The 24,619-nt window shown below is 69.5% G+C and carries 24 protein-coding genes and 2 tRNA genes; 11 read left to right on the top strand and 15 right to left on the bottom strand.

The annotated features are described in order from the left end of the window. From QNJ12_RS16835 to QNJ12_RS16820, 4 genes are all read left to right on the top strand, one after another. Positions 1-1,435, top strand: a 1,435-nt coding sequence (locus QNJ12_RS16835) for a calcium-binding protein (protein WP_367281805.1), incomplete at its 5' end; no start/stop codon positions are given. A 166-nt stretch (positions 1,436-1,601) separates the two neighbouring features. After that, positions 1,602-3,296 (top strand): NAD(P)/FAD-dependent oxidoreductase, encoded by a 1,695-nt coding sequence (locus tag QNJ12_RS16830; protein ID WP_300624316.1) that lies wholly within the window; start codon positions 1,602-1,604, stop codon positions 3,294-3,296. Positions 3,297-3,645: 349 nt separating this feature from the next. After that, on the top strand, positions 3,646-5,001 hold the full coding sequence (locus QNJ12_RS16825) for a hemolysin family protein (protein WP_300624315.1): 1,356 nt from the start codon (positions 3,646-3,648) through the stop codon (positions 4,999-5,001). Beyond that, positions 4,998-6,359 carry a hemolysin family protein gene (locus QNJ12_RS16820; RefSeq protein WP_300624314.1) on the top strand — a complete coding sequence of 454 codons (1,362 nt, stop codon included), beginning with the start codon at positions 4,998-5,000 and terminating at the stop codon, positions 6,357-6,359. The genes QNJ12_RS16825 and QNJ12_RS16820 overlap by 4 nt, the downstream gene beginning before the upstream one ends. 232 nt (positions 6,360-6,591) lie before the next feature. Here the strand turns inward: QNJ12_RS16820 and QNJ12_RS16815 are convergent, their stop codons facing one another. The 8 genes from QNJ12_RS16815 to ppdK all read right to left on the bottom strand — a co-directional run bounded on the left by QNJ12_RS16815 (position 6,592) and on the right by ppdK (position 14,173). Continuing rightward, the gene (locus tag QNJ12_RS16815; RefSeq protein ID WP_300624312.1) at positions 6,592-6,975 is read right to left on the bottom strand and encodes a type II toxin-antitoxin system death-on-curing family toxin; all 384 of its coding nucleotides are present in this window, start codon (positions 6,973-6,975) and stop codon (positions 6,592-6,594) included. After that, positions 6,972-7,175: a hypothetical protein gene (locus tag QNJ12_RS16810; RefSeq protein ID WP_300624310.1), complete on the bottom strand. Its 204-nt coding sequence runs from the start codon at positions 7,173-7,175 to the stop codon at positions 6,972-6,974. The genes QNJ12_RS16815 and QNJ12_RS16810 overlap by 4 nt, the downstream gene beginning before the upstream one ends. 131 nt (positions 7,176-7,306) lie before the next feature. Further along, positions 7,307-7,379, bottom strand: a tRNA-Ile gene (locus tag QNJ12_RS16805). A gap of 41 nt (positions 7,380-7,420) precedes the next feature. Further along, positions 7,421-7,496 (bottom strand) — tRNA-Asn (locus QNJ12_RS16800). Between the two features lie 79 nt (positions 7,497-7,575). Next, positions 7,576-8,793, bottom strand: coding sequence for an RNA polymerase sigma factor RpoD (gene rpoD, locus QNJ12_RS16795; RefSeq protein WP_300624308.1), 1,218 nt, complete (start codon positions 8,791-8,793; stop codon positions 7,576-7,578). 40 nt (positions 8,794-8,833) lie between these two features. Further along, on the bottom strand, positions 8,834-10,585 hold the full coding sequence (dnaG, locus tag QNJ12_RS16790) for a DNA primase (RefSeq protein ID WP_300624306.1): 1,752 nt from the start codon (positions 10,583-10,585) through the stop codon (positions 8,834-8,836). A gap of 87 nt (positions 10,586-10,672) precedes the next feature. Beyond that, a complete protein-coding gene (locus QNJ12_RS16785; RefSeq protein WP_300624304.1) occupies positions 10,673-11,401 on the bottom strand; it encodes a TIGR00266 family protein in 729 nt (242 codons plus the stop codon). A gap of 114 nt (positions 11,402-11,515) precedes the next feature. Next, positions 11,516-14,173 carry a pyruvate, phosphate dikinase gene (gene ppdK / locus QNJ12_RS16780; protein WP_300624303.1) on the bottom strand — a complete coding sequence of 886 codons (2,658 nt, stop codon included), beginning with the start codon at positions 14,171-14,173 and terminating at the stop codon, positions 11,516-11,518. A gap of 72 nt (positions 14,174-14,245) precedes the next feature. On the opposite strand from ppdK, the gene QNJ12_RS16775 reads away from it, so the two are divergent. Then, positions 14,246-15,469, top strand: a complete 1,224-nt coding sequence (locus QNJ12_RS16775; RefSeq protein WP_300624301.1) for a hypothetical protein — start codon at positions 14,246-14,248, stop codon at positions 15,467-15,469. 95 nt (positions 15,470-15,564) lie between these two features. Then, entirely contained in the window at positions 15,565-16,419 is an 855-nt protein-coding gene (locus tag QNJ12_RS16770; RefSeq protein ID WP_300624299.1) for an alpha/beta hydrolase, read from the top strand. 39 nt (positions 16,420-16,458) lie between these two features. Here QNJ12_RS16770 and QNJ12_RS16765 read toward each other — a convergent pair whose 3' ends face one another. The 3 genes from QNJ12_RS16765 to QNJ12_RS16755 all read right to left on the bottom strand — a co-directional run bounded on the left by QNJ12_RS16765 (position 16,459) and on the right by QNJ12_RS16755 (position 18,006). Then, complete coding sequence (locus tag QNJ12_RS16765) at positions 16,459-16,878, bottom strand: VOC family protein (protein ID WP_300624297.1); 420 nt, start codon at positions 16,876-16,878, stop codon at positions 16,459-16,461. 82 nt (positions 16,879-16,960) lie between these two features. After that, a complete protein-coding gene (locus QNJ12_RS16760) occupies positions 16,961-17,359 on the bottom strand; it encodes a helix-turn-helix domain-containing protein (RefSeq protein WP_367281807.1) in 399 nt (132 codons plus the stop codon). Beyond that, entirely contained in the window at positions 17,356-18,006 is a 651-nt protein-coding gene (locus QNJ12_RS16755; RefSeq protein ID WP_300624295.1) for a hypothetical protein, read from the bottom strand. The genes QNJ12_RS16760 and QNJ12_RS16755 overlap by 4 nt, the downstream gene beginning before the upstream one ends. 33 nt (positions 18,007-18,039) lie before the next feature. On the opposite strand from QNJ12_RS16755, the gene QNJ12_RS16750 reads away from it, so the two are divergent. From QNJ12_RS16750 to QNJ12_RS16740, 3 genes are read left to right on the top strand one after another with little or no spacing between them, the layout of a single operon-like run. Beyond that, on the top strand, positions 18,040-18,588 hold the full coding sequence (locus tag QNJ12_RS16750; protein WP_300624294.1) for a hypothetical protein: 549 nt from the start codon (positions 18,040-18,042) through the stop codon (positions 18,586-18,588). Between the two features lie 32 nt (positions 18,589-18,620). Further along, on the top strand, positions 18,621-19,526 hold the full coding sequence (locus QNJ12_RS16745) for an ABC transporter ATP-binding protein (RefSeq protein WP_300624293.1): 906 nt from the start codon (positions 18,621-18,623) through the stop codon (positions 19,524-19,526). A gap of 56 nt (positions 19,527-19,582) precedes the next feature. Beyond that, complete coding sequence (locus tag QNJ12_RS16740) at positions 19,583-20,308, top strand: ABC transporter permease (RefSeq protein ID WP_300624292.1); 726 nt, start codon at positions 19,583-19,585, stop codon at positions 20,306-20,308. Positions 20,309-20,322: 14 nt separating this feature from the next. Here the strand turns inward: QNJ12_RS16740 and QNJ12_RS16735 are convergent, their stop codons facing one another. From QNJ12_RS16735 to QNJ12_RS16725, 3 genes are all read right to left on the bottom strand, one after another. After that, the gene (locus QNJ12_RS16735) at positions 20,323-21,849 is read right to left on the bottom strand and encodes an anthranilate synthase component I family protein (protein WP_300624291.1); all 1,527 of its coding nucleotides are present in this window, start codon (positions 21,847-21,849) and stop codon (positions 20,323-20,325) included. Positions 21,850-21,855: 6 nt separating this feature from the next. Then, entirely contained in the window at positions 21,856-22,218 is a 363-nt protein-coding gene (hisI, locus tag QNJ12_RS16730) for a phosphoribosyl-AMP cyclohydrolase (protein ID WP_300624289.1), read from the bottom strand. Positions 22,219-22,422: 204 nt separating this feature from the next. Further along, positions 22,423-22,716: a co-chaperone GroES gene (locus QNJ12_RS16725; protein ID WP_367281806.1), complete on the bottom strand. Its 294-nt coding sequence runs from the start codon at positions 22,714-22,716 to the stop codon at positions 22,423-22,425. 56 nt (positions 22,717-22,772) lie between these two features. On the opposite strand from QNJ12_RS16725, the gene QNJ12_RS16720 reads away from it, so the two are divergent. Then, the gene (locus QNJ12_RS16720) at positions 22,773-23,372 is read left to right on the top strand and encodes an alpha/beta fold hydrolase (protein ID WP_300624285.1); all 600 of its coding nucleotides are present in this window, start codon (positions 22,773-22,775) and stop codon (positions 23,370-23,372) included. A gap of 24 nt (positions 23,373-23,396) precedes the next feature. On the opposite strand, the gene QNJ12_RS16715 is transcribed toward QNJ12_RS16720, so the two are convergent. Then, positions 23,397-23,759 carry a VOC family protein gene (locus QNJ12_RS16715; RefSeq protein ID WP_300624283.1) on the bottom strand — a complete coding sequence of 121 codons (363 nt, stop codon included), beginning with the start codon at positions 23,757-23,759 and terminating at the stop codon, positions 23,397-23,399. 237 nt (positions 23,760-23,996) lie between these two features. Between QNJ12_RS16715 and QNJ12_RS16710 the strand changes: the two genes are divergently transcribed. Next, on the top strand, positions 23,997-24,619 hold a 623-nt coding region (locus QNJ12_RS16710), incomplete at its 3' end, for an AMP-binding protein (protein WP_300624282.1).

The following is a 24,619-nucleotide window of genomic DNA, read 5'->3' as shown; positions in this document are numbered from 1 at the left end:
CAACCGCGGGGTGTGGGACTTCATCACCATCGGTGACGTCCACTTCGTGGGAACCACCTCGGCCACGTTCCTCAACGAACCCACCGGCCAGATCATCAAGACCGGCTTCTCCACCGGCACCAGCAGCTTCGACGCCGACATTGCGGTGGACATGCAGGGCACTGCTGAGGTGTACGTGGGTGCGCTGCAGATCGGCAGCCTGATTCCGCAGGTGGCCGGTTCCGAGTTGGCCGGCGGGACGTGGATCGTTCACGCGGACGCGACGTTGACGCTGAGCGCGTATGGGGATCTCACCTCGAATGCTGCGACCGTGGTGTTGGATGGCCCCAACTCGGTGTTCACCAACCTGGCCGCCCTGGCCGACAACTCCGGCAGCCTGAGCCTGCTCGACGGCCGCGTGTTCACCGCCGTCGGGTCGTTCGGCAACACCGGCGAGCTGCGTCTCGGCCCAGCCGCCCGACTCGACGCGATCGGTGGCTTCACCAACGACACCACCGGTACCGTGGTCGTCGAGATCGCCGACCGCCCGGGCACCGGGCTGTACGGGCAACTCGCCGCTGCCGGTACCGCCGACCTGGCCGGCACGCTCGACATCGATCTGGTCGGCGGGTTCGTACCCGTCGTCACAGATCTCTACGACGTGGTGCTGTGGACGTCGCGGACCGGTGGATTCGACGACATCGTCGATCTCGCCCCGCGATTCACCGACAACTACCTGTCCGACCGGCTCCAGCTCGAGGCCATCGTGCCGACCTGCAACGGCCTGCCCGTTACCGTCGACCTCGCCCTCGGCCAGGTGCCGACCGCCGGCAACGATGTCATCCTCGGCACCCCTGACGCCGACGTCATCGACGGACTCGAAGGCGACGACACGATCTGTGGCATGGGCGGCGACGACACGATCAACGGTGGACTCGGTCTCGACGACATCTTCGGCGCGGAGGGCGTCGACACCATCGACGGCGGCAAGGGCAACGACAGGATCAGGGGCGGCCCCGGCGCCGACGACCTCTACGGCGGCGGCGGAGGCGACCGCATCTGGGGCGAAGACGGCAACGACATCATCCGCGGCGGCAACGGCAACGACCGGCTGTACGGCGGACCTGGCGCCGACGAGATCCGCGGCCAGAACGGCTCCGACCTCGTCTACGCCAACGACGCCGTCGACTTCTCCCCCACCGACCCCGACACCATCTACGGCGGCGGGCTCTACGACCGCCTCACCGGCGACTTCGGCGACGACATCATCTACGGCGGCAACTTCGCCGACGTCCTCGCCGGCAAAGCCGGCGACGACCAGCTCTACGGCAACAACGGCACCGACACTCTGCGCGGCGGCCCGCACCTCGTCGGCGACTACTGCAACGGCGGCACCATCAACTCCGGCACCGGCGACACCGCCACCGCCTGCGAGACCGTCATCAACGTCCCCTGACCTCGAGACAAGAACGTCGTTGGCCTCCCCGCTCGAGGGGAGACCACCGACGCCGGCCCGCTGCGTCGATGGACCACGTCGTCGGGACCTCGGCCAATGCGGGCTTCGCCACCGAACCCGGTCCTGCCAAAATGGCATCGGGATCGACGCGACCGAGGAGGTCACGATGGCCAGCGAGCGGTGGGACGCGATCATCGTCGGGTCCGGCCTGGGCGGGCTGACGACCGCCGCCTGCCTGGGATCGGCGGGGAAGCAGGTGCTCGTGGTCGAGCGTCACGACGTCGCCGGCGGCAACAGCCAGGTGTTCCGCCGTCACCACGGCGACGACTGGTACGAATTCGACGTCGGGGTGCACTACATCGGCGAGTGCGGCGACAGCGGGCTGTTCCCGAACATCTTCCACGCCCTCGGCATCGGCGACCGACTGACGTTCCGCGAGCTCGACCGCGACGGTTTCGACACCCTCGTCTTCCCCGACCTCACGATCCGCGTGCCGGCCGGCTGGGACGAGTACGCAGGCCGTGTCGTCGAACAGTTCCCCACCGAACGAGCCGGCATCGAGCGCTGCGTCGACGTGCTGCGAGCGGTCGCCAAAGAGAGCCGGTTGATGTTCGGCGAGGAGCGGCCGACCTTCGACCAGTGGGCGTTCCGACCGCTGTCGGAGCTGTTCGCCGAGTGCGAGCTGTCGGAGCGCGTGCAGGCGGTGCTCGACCACTGGTCGGGGTTGTACGCCGGCCCGCCGGCGCGCACCGCGGTCGCCATGCACGCCACCATCATCGGTCACTACATGACCGGTGCGTTCTACCCGGAGGGCGGCGGCCAGGTGCTGGCGGCCCGCCTCGTCCAAGTGATCGAGGCGTGCGCTGGCGAAGTGCGGACGCTGTCGCCGGTCGAGCGGATCATCGTCGCCGACGGCCAGGCCGTCGGCGTGCGACTGGAGTCGGGCGACGAGCTCGCCGCACCGGTCATCGTCAGCAACGCCGACTACCGCCGAACGATCGACCACCTCGTCGGGCACGAGCACGTCGCACCGGGGACAGCGGCGTGGGCCGACGAGGCGGCGATGACACTCGGACTGTTGTGCGTCTACGTGGTCGTCGACCGCGTGCTCGACGGTCCGAACACGAACTACTTCGTGTTCACCGACTACCGCACCGACGAGCTCTATGCCGAGCTCGACGCGGGTCGGCTGCCCGAGGGCGCCGCGCCGTTCGCCTACGTCGCACTCGCCTCGCGAAAGGACCCGGGTAACCCCGAGCTGTGCCCACCCGGACACACCAACTTCCAGATCATGACCCTGGCGCCGCGCGGCCACGCCTACTGGGGCGTGGACGCCGGCCCTGCAGACGGCGGGACATACCGACGCGACGGCACGTACCGGTCGCGCAAGCAGGAGATCACCGACCAGCTGATCGCGGCGGCCGAGCAGGTGCTCGGGCCGTTCCGCGACGACATCGTGCACGTCGAGACGGCCACGACCCTCACCCATGAGCGGTACACCCACAGCACCGGCGGCACGAGCTACGGCTACGAGCACTCCCCTGAGCAGGTCGGCCAACATCGGCCGCACTATCGCACCGAGATCGACGGGCTCTGGGTCGTCGGCGCCAACACGATCGGCGGCCACGGCATCGCCGGCGCGATGAGCGGCGGGGTGTTCTGCGCCAGCGACATCCTCGGCCGTCAGCTGATCGTCGAGATGTACCTCGGGGAGCAGCTCGTCGACCCGGCGAGCATCCCGCCCGACCCGCCTGAGTTCGATCCGCTCGAGCACTGCCGCGGCGAACGCCTCCGCGCGAAGCGCCGCGATCGGGTGGCGTCGCTCCGCCGGCGCCGGGCCGAGGCCGGCCGGAACCCCTGACCCGCGGACGTCGACAGGCGGCCGAAGCGCTGCGGTCATGTCCGCCGCTGCACGTCGACCTGATTGGTGACGTCGCCCGCCAGCGACGCGGCCTGTGGTGGCTCGAGCGGAGGTGGGCTCATGGTCGCCAGCGCGTTTCTGGTGTCGGATCTGCATCGCGGGGAGTCACTCGCGGGAGGCCGACGACCCGCCCGCCGGACATCAGGGCACGCAGTTCACGACCAGCGATTCGACGTGTGCGCTGGCGCGCAGCGATCGACGCCGCGCTGGTTGTCCCCCGCAGACTTGACTCCGTCCGCACGGGCACTCCCACAACATCAGCGGCGGTGTCAGTACGCTCGCACATCGAATGAACACCGTGTTCGTGTTGCTGCTCATCTTCGTGATGGTGGGGTTCAACGCACTGTACGTCGCCGCTGAGTTCGCCACGGTCGGCTCCCGGCGCTCGCGCGTCCAGGAGTCGGCCGACGCAGGGAACGGGCGAGCGACGGGCCTCCTGGCGATCCTCCAGGACTCGAAGCGGCTCGACAACTACGTCGCCGCCTGCCAGATCGGCATCACCCTGTCGAGCCTCGTGGCCGGCGCCTACGGCCAGGCCCAGCTCATCCCGGTCTTCGAGGACTGGTTCGGGAGCGCCAGCCCGACGGTCGCCGTCATCGTGGTGCTGTTGTTCATCACGACGCTCCAGGTCGTGCTCGGCGAGTTGCTGCCCAAGACCGTGGCGCTGCGATATCCGGAAACGTTGGCCGTCGCCACGCTCACGCCGTTGCGGATCAGCCAATGGCTGCTGCGGCCGCTCGTCGCCGTCTTCAACGGCTCGGCCTTCGCGATCATGAAACGGCTCGGGCTCCACATCGATCACTCGCACTCGCACGTGCACTCGCCGAGCGAGCTCGCCGGGCTGTACCGGGAGAGCGCCGCCGGCGGGCTGATCGATTCCGCCGAACGAGAGATGCTGGCGGGCGCCCTCGCAGTCAGTAACCGGGTGGTGCGCGAGATCATGACCCCGCGCCGCCGGCTCCACATGGTCGAGGCATCGACGCCGATCACCGACGCGCTCGCCGAGCTCTCCGCCAGCCCCTACACGCGCTTCCCCGTCACCGAGGGCGGCGAGGAGATCGTCGGCCTCGTCACGCTCCGCGACCTCTTCCTCGCCAACGAGGGGGCGGCGGCTGCGACGGTGGCCGACGTCGCCGAGGAGCCGATGGTGGTCAGCGAGGTGTTCGAGGTGCCGTCGCTCATGGCCACCTTCAGCCAGCAGGGCATCCACGTCGCGATCGTGGTGAACGAGTTCGGATCCGTGTCCGGCATGGTCACTCGCGAGGACGCCATCGAAGAGGTGCTCGGTGAGTTCAACGACGAGTTCGATGTCGAGCCCGACCCGATCACCATCACCGGGGCCACGGTGTCGGTGCGAGGCGACGTTCTGCTCACGGTGCTCGGCGAACGCTTCGACCTGGACCTCCCCGGCGACCAGGTCGACACCGTCAGCGGCTACGTGTGGCATCACCTCGGGCGCCTTCCGGAGGTCGGCGACACGGTGCCGCTCATCACCACGGCGAGCCTCGCCGCCACCGAGAGCACCGACGAACCCGACCTCGCGCCGCCCCATCCGGAGCTGCGAGTCGACGCGGTCGACGGCACCCTCGTCGAACGGGTCACCTTCACGCTCCCCACTGACGCAGACGGCGAGAGCCCGACATGAGCATGCTCGCCGTCGATGTCGTGACCGGCGTGATCCTGCCGATCGTCGCCGTGATCGCCCTGGTGCTGGTCAACGGCGTCTTCGTGGCGGCCGAGTTCGCCCTCGTCGGCAGTCGGCGTTCACGCATCCTCGCGATGGCGGACGGGGGGAGCCGTGCTGCGCGCTGGCTCCTCCGCGTCTTCGATCGCCCGGCGGGAAAGGACAGCTACATCGCGGTGGCCCAGCTGGGCATCACCCTCGCCTCGATCGGTCTCGGCATGTACGGCGAGCCCGCCATCGCCCACTGGCTGTACGACCCCTTCGAGTCACTCGGCCTGTCCGAGGGTGCAGCACACACGGTCGGATTCCTGGTGGCACTCAGCATCATCACGTACCTGCACGTGGTGTTCGGCGAGATGATCCCGAAAGCGCTCGCCCTCTCCACGCCGGAGCAGACGAGTCTGCGGGTCAACCCGCTCATGCGGGCCTTCAGCATCCTCTTCCGGCCCGCAGTGGCCGCCCTGAATTGGATCGCGCTGTCGCTCATGCGATTGGTCCGCATCCCCGAACCCGACAAGACGCTGTCGCTCTACAGCTCCGAGGAACTGGCCATCGTCACCGACGAATCGGCCGAGGGCGGTGAGCTGCCCGAGGTGCAGCGCGTCATGATCAGCAACATCTTCGAGCTCGAGGACCTCACCGCCGAGGAGCTGATGACCTCGCGCGGCCACATCCGGGCGATCGAACACGATGCAGGTCGAGCCGACATCGCAGCCCGCATCCAGGCGTCGCCCACGTCGCGCTACCCCGTCTTCGTCGACGACCTCGATCATGTCATCGGGCTGCTGCACGTCAAGGACTTCGTGCGGATCAGCCAGTCGGAGGACTCCATCGACCTCAACACGCTGGTCCGCCGGCTGCCGACGGTCGAGGGCAGCACCTCCGCCGACGCCCTGCTCGCCCGGTTCAAGCAGGAACGGGTGCACGCGGCCCTCGTGGTCAACGAGCTGGGCAGCACGATCGGGTTCGTCACCCTCGACGACATCATCTCCGAAGTGATCGACGATCCGGCCGGCGACCACGACCTCCCGGCGGTCATCCACGACGACGGATCGGTGACGCTCGACGGCGAGACCACCGTCACCGAGCTGTCCGAGGACCACGGTCTCGCGTTCGAGCACGACCGTGTCACCACGCTCGCCGGCCTCGTCCTCGCCGAGACCGGCACCCTGCCCCGTGTCGGCGATCGGGTCGAGGTGCAGGGCCACGAGCTCACGGTCGAGGACATGGATGGCCACAAGCTCACCCAGATCCGGGTCGCGCGACTCGACATGCCTGCCGACGACCCCCAGTCCGGCGATCACTCCCCGGGCCACTGAGCCGGACGCACGTCCGCGTCCGGTGGCGGCGATGGCACGAGCCTCGGGGTGGCTCGGTTCATCGAACCCACGACCCGGGGATCATGAGGAGCCGGCAGGGCCGACTCACGGCGGCGATCGACACGTCAGCCCACGTGACGCCGCGTTCGACACGGCCGGTGTATCAGGTGTTGCCGGGTTTCGTCCCACCGCGTCCCACGAGTCGGGGCGGTCGCTGCACATCGAATGTGGATCAGGCGATGAGCTCTCGGAGTCGCTGGGAGATCTCATCGACGCTTGGCTGGGCGGCTGCCACCTCCATCACGAGTTCGTAGACGGCATCGTTGCGGGCGCTGGAGATCTCGATGCCGTTGATCTCCAAGAAGACAGCGGTCGCAAGCCACCCCAGCCGCTTGTTGCCGTCGACGAGCGCATGGTTCTCGACGACCGACTGCAGGAGTGCCGCGGCCTTCGTCCACAGGTCGGGGTACGCGTCCTCGCCGAAGGCGCTCGTGCGCGGCCGCGCCACAGCTGATCCGAGTAGGCCGATGTCACGAATCGACGGCGGGTCGCCGAGCAACCTGGTCGCCAGCTCGATGACGTCGTCGAGATCGAGGTAATCGACCGGCTCGCTCACTCGCCGAGCCGGCGCAAGGCATCAGCGTGCGCGTCCATCACCCGGCGTGCGGCGTGCTCGACGCGATCGCGATGATCGCTCCGAGCGACGAACTCGCGCACGGCGCGGCGTGCGGCCTCCTGCATGGAGATCCCCTCGGCGTCGGCGCGGGCCTTCAGTGCTTCCTGCTCAGCTTCCGTGAGACGAAGCGTCATGGCCATGCCGACATGGTATCACTTCGATACCGACCACATGTCGAGGTGTCCTTCGTTCACCAGGTCTGCCGTTGATCGAGCCCGATCCGGCTGGCGATCCGTGACGTCCCGGGTACGCGATTGCCGATGCCGCCGAGTGGGGCGGGTGGGGATCGAACCCACGACCCGGGGATTATGAGTCCCTTGCTCTGACCACTGAGCTACCGCCCCGAAAACGACAACAGGGTCCCACAGACGGGACCCTGTTGTCGTGGCTCCGGGGGTGGGGCTCGAACCCACGACCAACGGATTAACAGTCCGGCGCTCTGCCAACTGAGCTACCCCGGATGGGCGACCGATGAGGTTATCCGCTCGATCCGCACCATCAACGGAGATTCGATCAACCGAGACCGGCGATCGGCGGATCTCACTCGGATTCGAGGAACTCGCGCAGTCGCTGCGACCGCTGCGGGTGACGCAGCTTGGCCAGGGTCTTCGCCTCGATCTGGCGGATCCGCTCACGGGTCACGCCGAACGCCCGACCCACCTCCTCGAGCGTCTTCGCCTGGCCGCCGTTGAGGCCGAAGCGCATGCGGACGATCTCCTGCTCGCGCTCACTGAGCTCGCCGAGCACCTTCTCGACGGCCTCGTGGAGCATCGCCCGGGTGGCGGCGTCGGCGGGACCGTCGACGTTGGCGTCCTCGATGAAGTCACCGAGGTTCGACTCGTCCTCCTCGCCGACCGGCGAGTCGAGCGACAGCGGGTCCTGCGCGATCTGCAGGAGGTCGCGCACCCGCTCGGGCTCCATCTGCAGCTTGGCCGAGAGCTCGTCGACGGTCGGCTCGCGCTCGAGCTCTTGATGCATCTGGCGGCGCATGCGGGTCAGACGGTTCATGTGCTCGACCATGTGCACCGGGATGCGGATCGTGCGGGCCTGGTCGGCGATCGAGCGGGTGATCGCCTGACGGATCCACCACGTGGCGTAGGTCGAGAACTTGAAGCCCTTCGTGTGATCGAACTTCTCGACCGCCCGCATCAGACCGAGGTTGCCCTCCTGGATGAGGTCGAGCAGCTGCATGCCGCGCCCCGAGTACCGCTTGGCGATGCTGACGACCAGCCGCAGGTTGGCCTGGGTCAGCTCGCTCTTCGCGCGCTCGCCGCGCTGCACGGCACGCATCAGCATCCGCGCTTCGGTCCCCTCGGCGACTCCCTCGTCGATCTGTGCTGCGGCGTGGTGTCCCTCTTCGATCAGCTGGGCCAGCCGGCGCTCGTCCTCGGTCGTCAGCAGGTCGACCTGGCCGATCTCGCGCAGGTACAGGCGCACGGTGTCGGAGGTGCCGGAGTCGACGCGCGCCGACCGCTTCTGTCCCCGGCGACGCCGGCGGCGGGTGAGCAGCCGCTCGACGTCGTCGTCCTCGAGCACGACCTCACGCTTGGCGCCGCGTGGCGGCGTCTCGTCGTCCTCGTCGTCGTCGGGCACCGTGTCGTCGACCTCGATGCCGGCGTCGGTGAGCGCAGCGTGAACAGCGTGCAGTGCGTCGCCGGTCAGTTCGACGTGGCGGACGACGTGGGCGATCTGGTCGGCATGCAGCTCACCGTCCGCGCGTCCGCGCGCCACCATGTCGTCCCATTCCGATCGATCCACGCCATCCAGCGGAGGCGGGATGGTCGCTGAACTCTGCGGCTCAGGCACCTCGTTCCTCCCAACGTCCTTCCAGCCAACCTAGCAACCAACCGGCCGCATCGAGGCCCAGTCCGTCCGCGTTCAACTGCTCCATTCTCACGCGCGCCTCGGCATCGTCACGAATCCGATCGGGGTCGGCGCTCGGGCCCGCCGAGGCGAGCTCACGTCGCACCGCAGCGCCGATCAGGTTGCGGGCCTCGGCCTCGGGATCGACGTCGAGGTCGACGACGGCGGCCCGCTCGAGCACGTCGCGCGCGTCCGCATCGGCCGCCTCGATCGCGGCGGCCAGATCGCCGCCCGATCCCGCCACTGCGGCGAAGGCACGTGCGTACACGTCGTCGGCGAAGAGCGCCTCGGACAGCCAGGGGGCGATCGAGTCCCAGGTCTGCACGAGCAGCGCGATGGCCACGAACTCGGCGTTCTGGCGGCGCTCACCGCGCTGCTTCGGCCGCCGCACGTTCAGCTGCGGTCGGCGCGTCCCCCGCTCGGCCATGGCGACGAGGTCGGCGACGGGCAGCCCGACCTGGGCGGCGACCTGACCGGCGTAGAGCTTGCGGATGTTGACGTTCGGGTGCTCGTTGATCACCGTCATCGCCGCCTCCCCCAGCCGCGCGACCGCCTCGGGCGACTGCGGCGTCTGGTGGTCGAGCACGCGGTCGAGTCGGAAGCCGAGGAACGGCTTGGCATCTTCGATCGCCTTCGCCAAGCCCTCGGGATCGGTCTGGGCGAGCTCTCCCGGATCCTTGCCGCCCGGGAACGCAGCGACGCTCACCTCGACCTGGTACTGCTCCTCCCACTCGTAGAACCGCTCGGCGGCACCCTGGCCGGCGGCGTCGGCGTCGAACGCCAACACGACTCGGCTCGCATACCGCTTGAGCAGCCTGACGTGCTCCTCGGTGAAGGCGGTGCCGCACGTGGCGACCGCCCTCGGCAGTCCGGCCTGGTGGAACCCGATCACGTCGGTGTAGCCCTCGCACACGATGGCCTGGTTGGCGTTCACGATGTCGCCCTTGGCCCAGTTGAGGCCGTACAACGTCTTCGACTTCTTGTAGATCGGTGTCTCGGAGCTGTTCTTGTACTTCGCCGGGTCGTCGGAGCCGGGCAGGATCCGCCCGCCGATCGCGACCGCCTCGCCGTTCTCGGTGAAGATCGGGAACAGCACCCTCGCCCGGAACGAGTCCTGCATGCGGTTGCGGCGGTTCTGGAAGGCCAGCCCGTTCTCACGGAGTAGGTCGGCGGCGATGCCGGACTGCTTCGACAGCACGTCCCAGTCGTCGGGAGCCCACCCCAGCTTGAACTGCCGGGCGATCTCGCCGCTCAGCCCGCGGCTGCGGAGGTAGTCCCGTGCCGGCCTCGCGTCGGGCGCCTCGAGCAGCCGGTGGTGGTACCAGTCGACGGCCTGCTCCATCGCCTCGACGAGCTTCTTGCGGCGCGCCCGTTCCTTCGACTGGCCGCTCGACGTGTACGTCAGCTGGATGCCGGCGCGGTTGGCGAGGTACTCGACCGAGCCGACGAAGTCGGTGTGCTCGATCTCCTGCACGAAGGTGAACACGTCGCCCGACTTGTCGCAGCCGAAGCACTTGTAGCGACCGGTCTCCTCGCGCACGTTGAACGACGGTGTCCGCTCGGCGTGGAACGGGCACAGCCCGACCCAGTTGCGGCCCGTGCGCTTCAGCTGCACGTGCTGGCCGATGACGTCGACGATCGACACGGTCGAGCGGATCCGCTCGATGTCGTCGTCGGCGATGGCCATGAGCCGAATCTAACGGCGGCCCAGACCGCCACGCGGGCCAGGCGCAGCCCGAGCCGGCTTGGTTGGTCCGGCGAAGCCCGATCGATGTCATCCGCGCCCGAAGATGCCGCCGAGCACACCCTCACCCGGGCCGCTGCCGCTACCGCTGCCCAGGGTGGCGGAGATCCAGCCGAGCAGCTCGTTCGGGTTGCGGGTCTGCGTCCAGACCTTGCCCGGCCCCTCGAAGTCGAACACCAGACCCTCACCGCTCTTGAACGACTGCACCAGGCCGCCGGTGGCGCGCCGCAGGTTCATCTGCACCGACTCCTCGTAGGCGACCATGTGGCCGGTGTCGACGGTGATGTGCTGCCCGGCCTGCAGCTCCCAGACCTCGAGGGCGCCGTAGCAGGCGAACACGATCTGGCCCTGGCCCTCGGCGCGGAGGATGAACGCACCCTCGGAGCCGAACATGTTCTTGAAGCCGCCCCACTGTGTGTTGATCTCGACGGAGGCCTCGCTCGCGATCCACGAGCCCTTCGAGACGAACAGCGCCCCGTGCGTGTTCACGGTGTACGACGTGATGTCCCCCGGCAGCCGCGCGGCGACGTCGACGAAGCCGCCCTGGGCCGGCGCGGTGTAGGTCGAGATGAAGAAGCTCTCGCCGCCGAGCGCGGCCCGCTTCAGCGACCTCATCACGCCACCTTCCGCCTTGGCGGCCAGCTCGACGCCGGTCGACATGGCCATCATGGCGCCGCCCTCGGCGCGAACCTGCTCCCCCGCCCCGAGGCTCAGCCGGGCGACGCCGTACGCGGGTGCATGTCGTGTTGCGATCTCCATGCCCCCGACAGTATCCGGACGCGCGACGGCCAGGGGACGTGCCCCGGGCCTCGCCGTCACACGTCGCGAGTTGTGTCCCGACTCGCCTCGCGAGTCGCCACGACTCGCGACGGGCTACTTCTGGCTGTCGCTGGCGCCGACGATCGCCTGGGCGGCGGCGAGGCGGGCGATCGGCACGCGGAACGGCGAGCAGCTCACGTAGTCGAGGCCGGCATCGTAGAAGAGGTTGATCGAGGCCGGGTCGCCACCGTGCTCGCCGCAGACGCCGAGCTTCAGCTCGGGCTTGGTTGCGCGGCCTCGTTCGGCGCCCATCCGCACGAGGTCGCCGACGCCCGACTGGTCGATCGAGTCGAACGGGTTCTGCTTGAGCAGGCCCTGCTCGAGGTAGGCCGGCATCATGCGGCTCTCGACGTCGTCGCGGCTGAACCCGAACGTCAGCTGGGTGAGGTCGTTCGTGCCGAAGCTGAAGAAGTCGGCGACCTCGGCCAGCTCGTCGGCCCGCACGGCGGCGCGCGGCGTCTCGACCATCGTGCCGATGGTGATGTTGGGCTTGCGACGCATGCCCTTGAGCGCCGCGTCGACCTCCTCTTGCACCCAGCCGCGGGCGAGGGCGAGCTCTTCGCGGGTCACGGTGAGCGGGATCATGATCTCGACGATCGGCTTCTTGCCGGCGTCGCGGAGCTTCGCCGCGGCATCGAGCAGCGCCCGGACCTGCATGGCGTACAGGCCCGGCTTGATGACGCCGAGGCGCACGCCGCGGGTGCCGATCATCGGGTTGTGCTCGGACCAGCTCTCGGCGGCCTCGAGCATCGACGCCTCCTTCTTGGAGAGCTTGCCCTTCTTGGCCTCCTTGACCTTGAGCTCCTCGACCGAGGGCAGGAACTCGTGCAGCGGCGGGTCGAGCAGACGGATCGTGACCGGCAGCCCGTCCATCGCGTCGAGGATCTCCTCGAAGTCGGCCTGCTGCGCGGCGCGCAGCTTCTCGAGCGCCCTCTCCTCCTGCCTCGGGGTGTTGGCGAGGATCATCTCGCGCACGATCGGCAGCCGGTCGGGAGCGAGGAACATGTGCTCGGTGCGGCACAGGCCGATGCCCTCGGCGCCGAGCTGACGGGCGACGGTTGCGTCCTCGCCCGTGTCGGCGTTGGCGCGCACGGCGAGCTTGCCCTTGCGGATCTGGTCGGCCCACTTGAGGACCGTGTCGAACTCGGCCGGCGGCTTGGACGCCGACATCTCGAGCTTGCCGACGACGATGTCACCGCTGGTGCCGTCGATCGAGATCCAGTCGCCCTGCTTCACCACGGTGTCGCCGACGCTGAACTCGTTGCCGGCGATGCGCACCGCTTCGGCGCCCACGACAGCCGGGGTGCCCCAGCCTCGGGCCACGACGGCCGCATGGCTCACCAGGCCGCCGCGAGCGGTGAGGATGCCCTTCGAGGCCATCATGCCGTGCACGTCGTCGGGGCTGGTCTCGTTGCGCACCAGCACGACGTCCTCGCCCTTCTTGAACGCCGCCTCGGCGTCGTCGGCGGTGAAGTAGACCTTGCCGACCGCTGCGCCCGGCGAAGCGCCGAGACCGGTCGCCAGCGGCTTCGCCTTCGTCGTGAACTGCGGGTGGAGCACCGAGTCGAGGTGATCCTCAGTGACGCGGGTGACGGCCTCGTCGCGGTCGATCGTCCACTTGCTGCCCTTGCCGTCCTTGGTGCCCTTGGTCATGTCGACGGCCATCTTGAGCGCGGCGACGCCGGTGCGCTTGCCGATGCGGGTCTGCAGCATCCAGAGCTTGCCCTGCTCGATGGTGAACTCGATGTCGCACATGTCGGTGTAGTGCGCCTCGAGCCGGAGGAAGATGTCGAGCAGGTCGTCGTGGAGGCCCGGGAAGTGGAGCGCCATGTGGTCGAGATCCTCGGTGGCGCGGATGCCGGCGACAACGTCCTCACCCTGCGCGTTGACGAGGAAGTCGCCGTAGGGCTTGTTCTCACCGGTTGCGGCGTTGCGGGTGAAGGCGACGCCCGTGCCCGAGTTCTCGTCGCGGTTGCCGAACACCATCGCCTGCACGTTGACCGCGGTGCCGAGCTCGTGGCTGATCTTCTCGCGGTTGCGGTAGGCGATGGCGCGGGCGCCGTTCCACGACCGGAACACCGCCTCGATCGCGCCGTCGAGCTGCGCTCGGGGATCCTGCGGGAAGGGCTTGCCGGTGACCCGCTTGACCGCCGCGAGGTAGCGCTTCGACAGGTCGCGCAACACCTTCTCGGACAGGTCGGCGTCGTTGGTGGTGCCGGCCTTCTCCTTCGCTGCCTCGAGCGGGTGCTCGAACACGTCACCGTCGACGTCGAGCACGATGCGGCCGTACATCGCGATGAACCGGCGATACGAGTCGTAGGCGAAGCGCGGGTTGTCGGTGGCTGCAGCGAGGCCCTCGACGCTCTCGTCGTTGAGGCCGAGATTGAGGACGGTGTCCATCATGCCCGGCATCGAGAACTTGGCGCCCGAGCGCACCGAGACCAGCAGCGGATCGTTCGGGTCGCCGAGCTTGCGACCCATCGCCTTCTCGAGCTTGGCGACCTGCTTGGTGACCTCCTTGTCGAGCCCGTCGGGCCACCCGCTGTGCATGTAGTCGCGACATGCGTCGGTCGACACGGTGAAGCCCGGCGGCACCGGCAGCTTCAGCACCGACGTCATCTCGGCGAGGTTGGCCCCCTTGCCGCCCAGCAGATCCTTGTAGGTCATGGGGGGCTTGCGGTGCTTGTGATCGAAGGCATACACGTAGGTCACGTTGCAGCAGTGTACGGCGTCCGACCGCCTGCCGACGCAGAGCAGGCCGGTTGTCGCCGTAGGCTGCACGCGATGTTCCGGCTGCTCGGTTTCGACGTGCGTGTCCGGACCGGCTTCATCATCTTCCTGGTGCTGATCGTCGCGATCTACCCGGGCGACTTCGGCCTCTGGCTCGCCGGATCGCTGGCCGGCTTCACGCTGCTGCACGAGCTCGGTCACGCCGTCGCCGCCCGCCGCGCCGGCGCCGAGGCGTCGATCTCGCTCGACTTCCTCGCCGGGTACACGTCCTTCAAGCCGACCCGACCGATCACGCGCGCCAGCCGTGCGCTGATCTCGGTTGCCGGCCCGGCGACGCAGATCGGCATCAGCTGCGCGGTGCTCGCAGCCATGGGTGTCAACCCGCTGTCGCTCGACAGCGTCAGCGAGACCGACGCGTCGGCGGCGATCTGGTGGGCCGGGCCGGCGATCGGCGCGCTGAACCTGATCCCCGTGCTGCCGCTCGACGGCGGGCACCTCGCACAAACCGGGCTCGAGACGTTCTTCAAGGAGCGCGCATTCCGGGTGATGGCGATCGCGAGCCTGGTCATCACGGCAGGTGGTGGTGCCCTCTTGATGGTGACCGGTCGCGGCCGCTTCTCGATCTTCCTGTTCTTCCTGCTCTTCAACCAGGTGCAGCTCGTGCAGCTGTCGTCGCCTCGCCGCACTGCGAGCCACCCGCTCGTGCGGAGCGCCGACGCCGAGACCGCCGCTTGGGAGACCGGGCGGCCCGGCATGCTCGAACCCGGTCAGCGGATCTCACCGTGGTACGAGGCGCACCGCGCCGTCATCGTCGGCGATCGCGCCCATGCTGCGGCCGTCATCATCGAGGATCTCGCCCCCGACAACGAGCCGAGGTGGGCGCTGCCGAGCGCCGCCTCTGCCGCCCAGCTCCGGGCGATCGTCGACGCGTTGCCAGACGAGCTGCCGGTCGGCAACGCCTACAGCGCGCGCGTGCTCGCCGACGTGCTCCTCGCCACCGGCGACGCGAGGCGTGCAGGTGAGTACGCCGCTGCTGCGTTCGGGCAGCACCGGGCCTCCCCGTTCGCCGGCACGGTGGCCAGAGCCTCGGCATCGCTCGGTGAGTTCGACAACGCCGTCCAGTGGTTGGGTGCCGCCACGTCGACGGCGTCGACCGAGCCGCCGAACTACGCGGCAGCGCTCGCCGTGACGATGGACCGAGCTCCGGAGTTCGAGGCGATCCGGTCCCGGCCCGAGTTCCAGCGTCTGCGCGCATCGCTCGTCAGCCCGGCCGGCTGAGCCCACAGCCGCCGCCGCAGCCACCACCGCGGTGGCTCTGAACCATGACCTCGCACGTCATCGATTTGGTGACCCCGGATCCATACGGTGAGGGCATGGACAGCTGGCCGGAGCCACGACAGGCACCCACACACCTCGGCACGATCGAGTACCGCGAGGTCGGCGTGGGGCCGCCGATCGTGTTCCTCCACCTCGTCCTCGCCGGGCCCGACCACTGGGATCGGATGCCGTCGCTGCTCGCCGACCGCTACCGCTGCATCTTCCCGACGTTGCCGATGGGCGCCCACCGGCTCTCCGCCGACGAGGGCGCCGACCTCACGCCGAGCGGGCTCGCCCGCGCCATCGCCGACCTCCTCGACCATCTCGATCTGACCGACGTGACCCTCGTCGGCAACGACTCGGGCGGCGCGATCAGCCAGATCGTCGCCGCCGACCATCCCGGGCGGCTCGGGCGCGTCGTGCTCACCAACTGCGACATGTACGACGACTTCCCGCCGAAGCTGTTCGCCTACTTCAAGCTGATCCCGCACGTCCCCGGCGGCATCGCGCTGCTGGCGTGGTCGCTGAAGATCAAGCTGTTCTGGCCGTTGCCGTTCGTGTTCGGCCGCCTCACCAACGAGGTCGACGGTGTGAAGATCAACCGCTGGGCCGACGCCTTGCTCGCCGACAAGGCGATCCGGCGCGACACGAAGCGCGTGTTCGAGGGCATCTCGGCGCACGGGCCCGAGTCGACGAACCGCGCCGCCGAGGCGCTGCGCACGACCGAGCTGCCGATCCTCGTCGCGTGGGGCGCCGACGACAGGGCGTTCAAGCCGTCGCTCGCCGAGCGGTTCTGCCGGGAGGTCGAGGCCGCCGAGCTGGTGATGATCGACGACTGCAAGACGCTCGTCTGCTGGGATCAGCCCGAGCGACTCGCAGAGCTGATCGACGGGTTCGTCACGCGCACGTAGCGCGCCCGGCGCCGCCCGACCGTCGCGGTCGACCGGCACTCAGTCGGCCGGCGTGTACTCGCGCTGCTCGACGAGCACCAGCCAGTTGCCCGAGTTGTCCCGCAGGATCGCCTCGACACCGTACGGCCGGTCCTGCGGCTCCTGCAGGAACTCGACGCCCTTCGACTTCAGCTGCTCATAGGTCCCGTGACAGTCGTCGGTCGCGAGACCGACCGCGCCGAGCGAGCCCTTGTCGAGCATCCGGCGGAACGCCGCCGCGTCCTCGTCGTCGAGCGGCGGCCCGGGCGGCATCAGCGTGAGCTGCAGCTCGGGGTGGCTCGGGTGCGCGACGGTCACCCAGCGGAAGCCCTCCATCGTGACGTCGCTGGCCTCCACGAAGCCCAGCCGATCGATGTAGAACGCCTTGGCCTCGTCCTGATCGGTGACCCAGACGGTGGCGAGTGAGACATGACTGATCATGAACGTCACCGTACGACTGCGGCGGCGGCACGGCTTCTCCAGGATTGCTCGACGCCGCACCGGGCGGCGATTGCTCGACGCGCTACGTGCTCGTGCGGTCGATGCCGCGCATGAAGAGGAAGCAGCCGGGGATGTGGGGCGTGCCGGCGGCGGCGAAGCGATCGCGGTACTGCGTCGGTGTCTCGCCCACCAGCTCGCGGAACCGGGCCGAGAACGACCCGAGGCTCGTGAAGCCGACCATCATGCAGATCTCGGTCACCGTCAGGTTGGCCGAGCGGAGGAGATCCTGAGCCCGCTCCACTCGCCGCTTCGTCAGGTAGCGCATCGGCGTCTCGCCGTAGGCCGCCGCGAACCGACGGGTGAAGTGGTACTTCGACACGTTCGCCGCACGCGCCAGCTCGTCGAGGTCGAGCGGCCCGGCGAACCGCCGATCGGCGAGATCGCGGGCGTGGCGTAGGTGGGGCAGCAGTTCGTCGGTCAGAACGCCACGGCCTCCCCGACCTCGTGGCCGCGCTTGACCCAAGCGAGCCCGTGGGGCGCCGCCACGCTGGTCAGCACACCGACCTCCACGTCGCCGTCGACGAGGGGGTCGCCGGGTCGTGCATCGCCGCCCACCTCGACGCGACGGAGCGTCCGAGGTGCCTGCGCATCGCGGCTGTCCATCCGCTCGACCAGTTCCTGCCCCGGGTAGCAGCCCTTCGTGAAGCTGACCGCGATGCCGGCCAGGCCGGTGCCGGCGGGGATCGTCTCGCCGGGCACGAGCTCGATGCCCAGTCGCGGCCAGCCCGCGGCGATGCGCGCCCGCTCCTCGGCCGGGTCGGCCTCACCCTCGGCCTCGGTCAGCGAGGTGTCGGCGGCGACCCGGATCTTGAACCGGTCGATGCGCGCGAGCAGCGCCGACCCGAACCCCGCGTCGGTGTCGAGCTCGTAGCGGTCGTCCCCCGAGCGGGTCACGCGGGCGAGGGACTCGATCTTGCCCGTCGGTTCGAGCACGAACGTCCAGCGCCGCTCCCCCACCTCCATCCCCTGGAGGTCCTGGGAGACCTGCGAATGCAGGTAGGTCAGCGCGTCGGCGCCCTCGACGACGACGACGTCGCGCGGCCCGAGCATTCGGTCAGCCGGTTCCATCCGCACAGTCTGGCGTGACACACTCGGGTTCCGATGTCCGAGATCGATGACCTCGCCCGGCGCGCCGTCGACGGCGTGACGACGATTGCCGCGAAGGCACGACGGTTCGCTGGCCGGCTGCTGATCGCGACCGTCGTCGTCTGTGGCGGTGGCTTCCTCCTGGGTGTCGCCGCCTTGTCGAACGGCATCCAGTCCGTGTGGATCGTCCTCGGGATCGTGTTCGGCGCGATCGCGATCGGCGGCTCGTTCATCGCGTGGTGGCGCGTCGGTTCCGTCAAGCGCCACGTACCGGAATTGGTCGAGGAGGTCCGCGCCCTCGTCGACCAGGGTCAGGACACCGGGCGAACCGTCGTCGAGACGTTCGTCGTCGGTGACGAGCAACACGGCGAGTCGGCGATCGTGCTGTCGCGCTCGATGTACGGCTTCCGCAACGCCGTCGGGGGCGGCCTCGAGAGCTCGGCACGGCTCACCGCCGCCATCACGGCGCTGACCAGCTTTCCCGGCCTGGTGATCGGCGCCATCCTGATCAGCCTCGTCTTCGCGTTCCTCGGCTTCATCTTCCTCATCGCGCTGGCGCTCTGAGCGACCGGCGGCCATCGAGCTACGTTGGCACCATGCCGGAGGACGTGGTCGTCGCCGTCGACGGCCTGACGAAACGGTACGGCTCGGCCACGGTGGTCGACGGGGTGAGCTTCGACGTGCGGCATGGCGAGGTGCTGGGCATCCTCGGGGCGAACGGCGCCGGGAAGACCACGTCGGTCGAGTGCGTGCAGGGACTACGGCTGCCCGACAGCGGCACGATCCGGGTCTGCGGCCTCGACCCGATCAGAGGCCGCAACGAGCTGACGAGCCGCATCGGTAGCCAGCTGCAGCACGCTGCGCTGCCGGACCGCCTGCGGGTCGAGGAGGCGATCGCGCTGTTCACCGGTCCGGGATCCGAGCCCGTCGACTCGATCCTCGAGACATGGGGCCTCGCCCACCAACGGCGCACCTTCTTCGGAGCCCTGTCGGGTGGCCAGCAGCAACGGCTGTTCGTCGCGCTCGCACTCATCAACCGGCCCGAGGTCGTCTTCCTCGACGAGCTGACCCAGGGCCTCGACCCCAACGCCCGCCGGGTGGTCTGGGAGCTGATCGACCGGCTGCGCGCCGAAGGAACGACGATCGTGCTCGTCACCCACTTCCTCGACGAGGCGGAGGCGCTGTGCGACCGCGTCGCGGTCATGCGCTCGGGGAGGATCACCGCCCTCGACACCCCCGATGCGCTCGTCGCCGCGCACGGTGGCACCGCGGTCGTCCGATTCACCCGACCGGACGGCGTCGACGATGCACGCCTCCGCCGGCTCCCAGGGCTGAGCGACCTGATGCACTCGGGCGGGCAGGTCGAGCTGCACGGCGATCGCCCGCTGATCGCTCACGTCGGCGCACTCCTCGTCGAGGTCGGTGACATCCCCGACGACCTCGAGGTCCGGCAGCCCACGCTGTCCGATGCCTTGCTCACGATGATCGGCGAGGACGAGTGAGCGCTACCGTGCCGCACGACGCTGCCCTGCCGGGCAGCGCCACGATGCTCAGGCGCATGACGTTGACCGAGCTCCGCCTGGCGTTCCGCGAACCGCTGGTGCTGTCGTTCGTGTTCGCGTTCCCGGTCGTGCTGGTGCTCGTCCTCGGCGGCATCTTCGACGAGGGCGACGACGCGTTCGAGGGTGCCATCCCCTCCGACTTCTACGCAGCGGCCTACGTGGCGGTCGCCGTCGGCGCGATCGGGCTGGTGATGCTGCCGGCGCAGATCGCCTCGTACCGCGAGCGCGGCGTGCTGCGACGGTTCCGCGCCGCCGGTCTGCCCGGCTGGATCTTCCCGGCCTCGATGTCGATCGTCAGCCTCGTGATGACCGCCGTCGCCGCCGTCCTGGTCGTGGTCACCGCCGCGCTCAGCTACGGCGTCCCGGCGGTGGAGTCACCGGTGCGGACCGTCCTCTACGCCGTCCTGGCGGCCGTGTCGTTCGTGAGCTTCGGCACGCTGCTCGGCTGGCTGATGCCGAGCAGCAGGTCGGCGCAGGGCGTCGGCCTCACGCTCTTCATCCCGATGTTCCTGCTCGGTGGCGGTGGCCCGCCGCCCGACGTGCAGACGTCGGCGATGAACGCACTCGCCGACTTCCTCCCGCTGACGCACGTGTTGCGGGCGATCCAGGAGCCCTGGCTCGCGATCGGCGACGGCGACGACCACGCCGTGATCCTCGTCGTCATGTTCGTCGTCTGCACGTCGGGGTGGGTCTGGCTGTCCCAGCGCGCCGAGGACCACTGACGGCCTGCGTCGGCTCAGGCAGTCGTGCCGGCGTCGCGCCGCGCTGCGGTCATGCGCCGGGCGGCGGGAATCGCTGCGAGCAACGCCGCCGCCTTGTTGCGACACTCGAGATCCTCGTCGTCGGGCACGCTGTCGGCGACGATGCCCGCGCCGGCCTGGAGACTTGCCGTCTTGCCGTCGCCGGTGACGAACATCGTGCGGATCGCGATCGCCGTGTCGAGGTTGCCCGACCAGTCGACGTAGCCGACCACCCCCGCATAGGGGCCGCGCTTGACCGGCTCGAGCTCGTCGATGATCTCCATCGCCCGCACCTTCGGCGCGCCGCTGACCGTGCCGGCGGGCAGCGTGGCGCGCAGCACGTCGATCGGGCCGAGGCCCTCGTTCAGGTCACCCGACACCTGCGACGTGAGGTGCATGACGTGGCTGTACCGCTCGAGCGTCATCAACTCGTCGACGTGCATCGAGCCGAACCGGGCGACGCGGCCGACGTCGTTGCGGGCGAGGTCGACGAGCATCACGTGCTCGGCGCGCTCCTTCGGGTGCTCGGAGAGCTCGGCGGCCATGCGGCGGTCGTGCTCGTCGGTGCGGCCGCGGCGCCGGGTGCCGGCGATCGGCCGCGAGATCACCTTGCGGTCGAGCAGCTGCACCATCGGTTCGGGCGAGGACCCGACGATCGTCAGCTCGGGGTGACGCACGAAGTACATGTACGGCGACGGGTTGACCTGGCGCAGCACCCGGTACACGTCGAACGGGTCGGCGCCCAGCTCGAGGTCGTAGCGCTGCGCGAGCACGACCTGGAAGATGTCGCCGGCGACCACGTAGTCCTTGGCCACCTCGACCGCCCGCTGGTACATCCCGCCGCCCATCGTCGACGCCAGTGCCGGGAGCTCGTCGTCGGCCGACGGTGGCTCGACCGGTGTGTACGGCAGCGGTTGTGCGAGGTCGACGACCGCCTGCCCGACACGTGCAACCGCTGCGTCGTAGGCCGCGTCGAGCTCGTCGGCCGACAGGCCGAGCGTCGGGACGCTCTCGATCAGGTAGACCCGCTGGCGCCAGTGATCGAAGGCGGCCAGCGAACCGATCACCGACATCACGGCGTCGGGGTACGAGCGGTCGTCGTCGGGCACGTCGGGTAGGCGCTCGACCTCGCGGATCACGTCGTAGCCGAGGAACCCCATGATCCCGCCGTGGAGCGGCGGCAGGTCCTCGAACACCGGGCTCGTGTAGTGGCCGAGCAGCGCCTCGATCGCAGCGAGGATGCCCTGGTCGGTGGGCAGCCCCTCGGGGAGCGGACCGTCGAGCTCGACGTGCCCGTTGCGCAACACGAGGGTCGCCGACGGGTTGCGCCCGACGAACGAGAACCGGGCCCAGCGCTCGGCGCCTTCGACGGACTCGAGCAGGAAGCCGGGTTCGCCGCCGACCAGCTTCACGTAGGCCGCGACCGGCGTCTCGAGGTCGGCGAGCAGCTCGGTCCAGACCGGTACGACCGTGTGCTCGGCGGCGTGGGCGCGGAACTCCTCGCGGGACGGCTGGATGATCACGGCGGGTCAGGACCCGGGCCCGAACGGGCGGAAGAAGCACGTGCGAGCGCCGGTGTGGCAGGCGCCGGCGCCCTCTTGCTCGACCAGGAACAGCAGGGTGTCGCCGTCGCAGTCGTAGTACGCCTCGCGCACGAACTGCCGGTCGCCCGACGTGTCGCCCTTGCGCCACAACTCCTGCCGGCTGCGCGACCAGTAGACCATCCGACCCTCGTCGAACGTGCGGGCGAGCGACTCGGCGTTCATCCACGCCATCATGAGCACCTCGCGAGTCTCGACGTCCTGGGCGATGGCCGGCACGAGGCCGTCGTGGTTGAACGCCACTGCTGCAAGCTGATCGGGTGTGGCGTCGATGCGAGCTCCCATCGGCATGCGGGCAGCCTAAGGGTGCGAACCCACGACGACGAACCACGTTCGAACGCACACTGCCAGGCACGCTCCGATTGCTCGGGTCGGCGGAGCGCCACACCGACCGCGTCGCACCAGCCAGGAGGGCCAGCGTCGAAGCAACGCAGAGACGGCGAGCACGGCCACGCGCCACCGATCCGGCTGCGTCGGTCGGCGGAGCCAGATCTGTCAGAGATACAGGCCGGTGGAGGCTTCGATGCGCTGGGCGGCGACGGCGTGGAGATCGCGCTCGCGCAGCATGATGTAGTCCTCGCCGCCCACCTCGACCTCGTAGCGGTCGTCGGGGCTGAACAGCACCTGGTCGCCCATCTCGGCGCTCCGGACGTTCGGACCGAGCGCCACGACCTCGGCCCACACGAGCCGCTTGGCCATCTGGGCAGTGGCCGGGATCAGGATCCCACCCGACGACGTGCGCTCGCCGTCCTCCTTGTTGAGCTTGACCAGGAGGCGGTCGTTGAGCATCTTGATCGGAATCTTCTGATCGGCACCCGACACGCGGTCGAGGGTACCGTCGCTCCGTGCTCACGACGCAGATGACCACCGCCGACGGGCAGCGGCTCGAGGCCGACATCGCGATCCCCGACGAGGCGCACCCCGGCGGGGTGGTCGTGTGCCATCCCCACCCGCTGTACGGCGGCACACGGTTCAACCCGATGGTCGACGAGCTGTTCGCCGCGCTCCCCGCCGCCGGGTTCGGCACGCTGCGGTTCGACTTCCGGCGAGGACCGGGCGACGGTGTGGCCGAGCGACTCGACGTCGAGGCGGCCATCGACGAGCTCGCCCGCCACGTGGGCGACGGTCCGATCGACCTGGCGGGCTACTCCTTCGGCGCCGCAGTCGCGCTCGGCGCCCGCGACAACCGGATCGGTGCGATCGCCGCGATCGCACCGCCACTCGGCATGGTCGCGGTCGAACCGCCGCTCGTGCCGACGTTCGTGCTCGTGCCGGCGCACGACCAGTTCTGTCCGCCATCGGATGCCGAACCCGTCGTCGGCGGGTGGCCGAACGCGACGTCCGAGGTCGTCGAGTCGACCGACCACTTCCTCGGCGGCCGCACGCGTTGGATCGCCGACCGGGTCACCGCGTGGCTGATGCGGGCGAGGGACGACCTGCGGTGAGCGACAGACCACCCACGCCCGGGTTCAGTGGGTGCCGGCGATGCAGAACTCGTTGCCCTCGGGGTCGTGCATCACCGCCCACCTGAAGCCGCCCATCTCGCGGTCCTCGACGTGCGAACCGCCGAGCTCGATGATCGACGCCTTCGCCGTGTCGATGTCGTCGACGACGGTGTCGAGGTGGAGCCGGCGCGTGCCCTCGGTGGGCTCGGCCACCGTCTGGAGCGCCACCGAGATGCCGCCCTCGTGCTGCGGCTCGAACCAGACGAACCACGGCGAGAACTCCTGACGCACGTCAGCGCCCAGGACGGCGCCCCAGAACGCCTTCTCGAGCTCGTAGTCCCGGACGTTGATGACGACGGAGGCGACGGTGACGACTCGTTCGCTCATACGCCCGACTCTAGGCTCCGACGAGGCCGGCACGCATGGGCCCAACGTCACCACCGCCGGTCACGGCCGAGGCTCCCGTTCCTGCGCTCGACCTCCCGACAGGCCGTGGCTAGTGTCGGCCAGGCCCCGAGAGGCCGATGAGTAGGGGCCGACGAGGAGAGGTCGAAGGGAGCGTCTGATGGGGGTCTTCACACACCACACGAGCCGCACCCGGCCGACGGGAGCGAGAGGCCTGACGTGTCGCTGCTGACCCAGCTGCGCTCCAGCGCCGTCGTCGCCCGCTCGATGATGGCGCCGTTCGAGCGGCCCGACCGCCTGCCGCGTGCGCTCGCCGCGATGGCGCCGTGGGGGCGCACCACCGCAGGGGTGCTCGCCGGAGCGGCCGCCCGCTACCCGGATCGAGCGGCGGTCATCGACGACGCCGGCACCATCAGCTACGCCGAGCTGTGGCGACGCACGCAGGCGATCACCACCGGCCTGCAGGCCTGCGACATCAGGGCCGGCCGACGGGTCGGCCTCCTGGCGCGCAACCACCGCGGCTTCGTCGAGGCGCTCGCCGCCGTCGCGGCGTCCGGCGCCGACCTCGTGCTGCTCAACACGGGGTTCGCGGGCCCGCAGCTCGCGGACGTCGTCCAGAGCGAGCAGATCGACGCCCTCATCCACGACGACGAGTTCGTCGAGATCGCCGCGGCGTGCGGCGTGGAACTGACGATCGACGAGCGGGCGCTCGACGACATGGCCCGTGCCGGGTCGATCGAGCCCAGCCGCGAGCAAGGCAGCGTCGTCATCCTCACCTCCGGCACGACCGGCCGACCGAAGGGCGCGGCGCGATCGAGCGACGCCGCCGGCGTCGAGGCGGT

It is taken from the genome of Ilumatobacter sp., assembly GCF_030065885.1.
Classification (GTDB): Bacteria; Actinomycetota; Acidimicrobiia; order Acidimicrobiales; family Ilumatobacteraceae; genus Ilumatobacter.
This window is presented reverse-complemented; position numbering and strand designations above follow the sequence as displayed.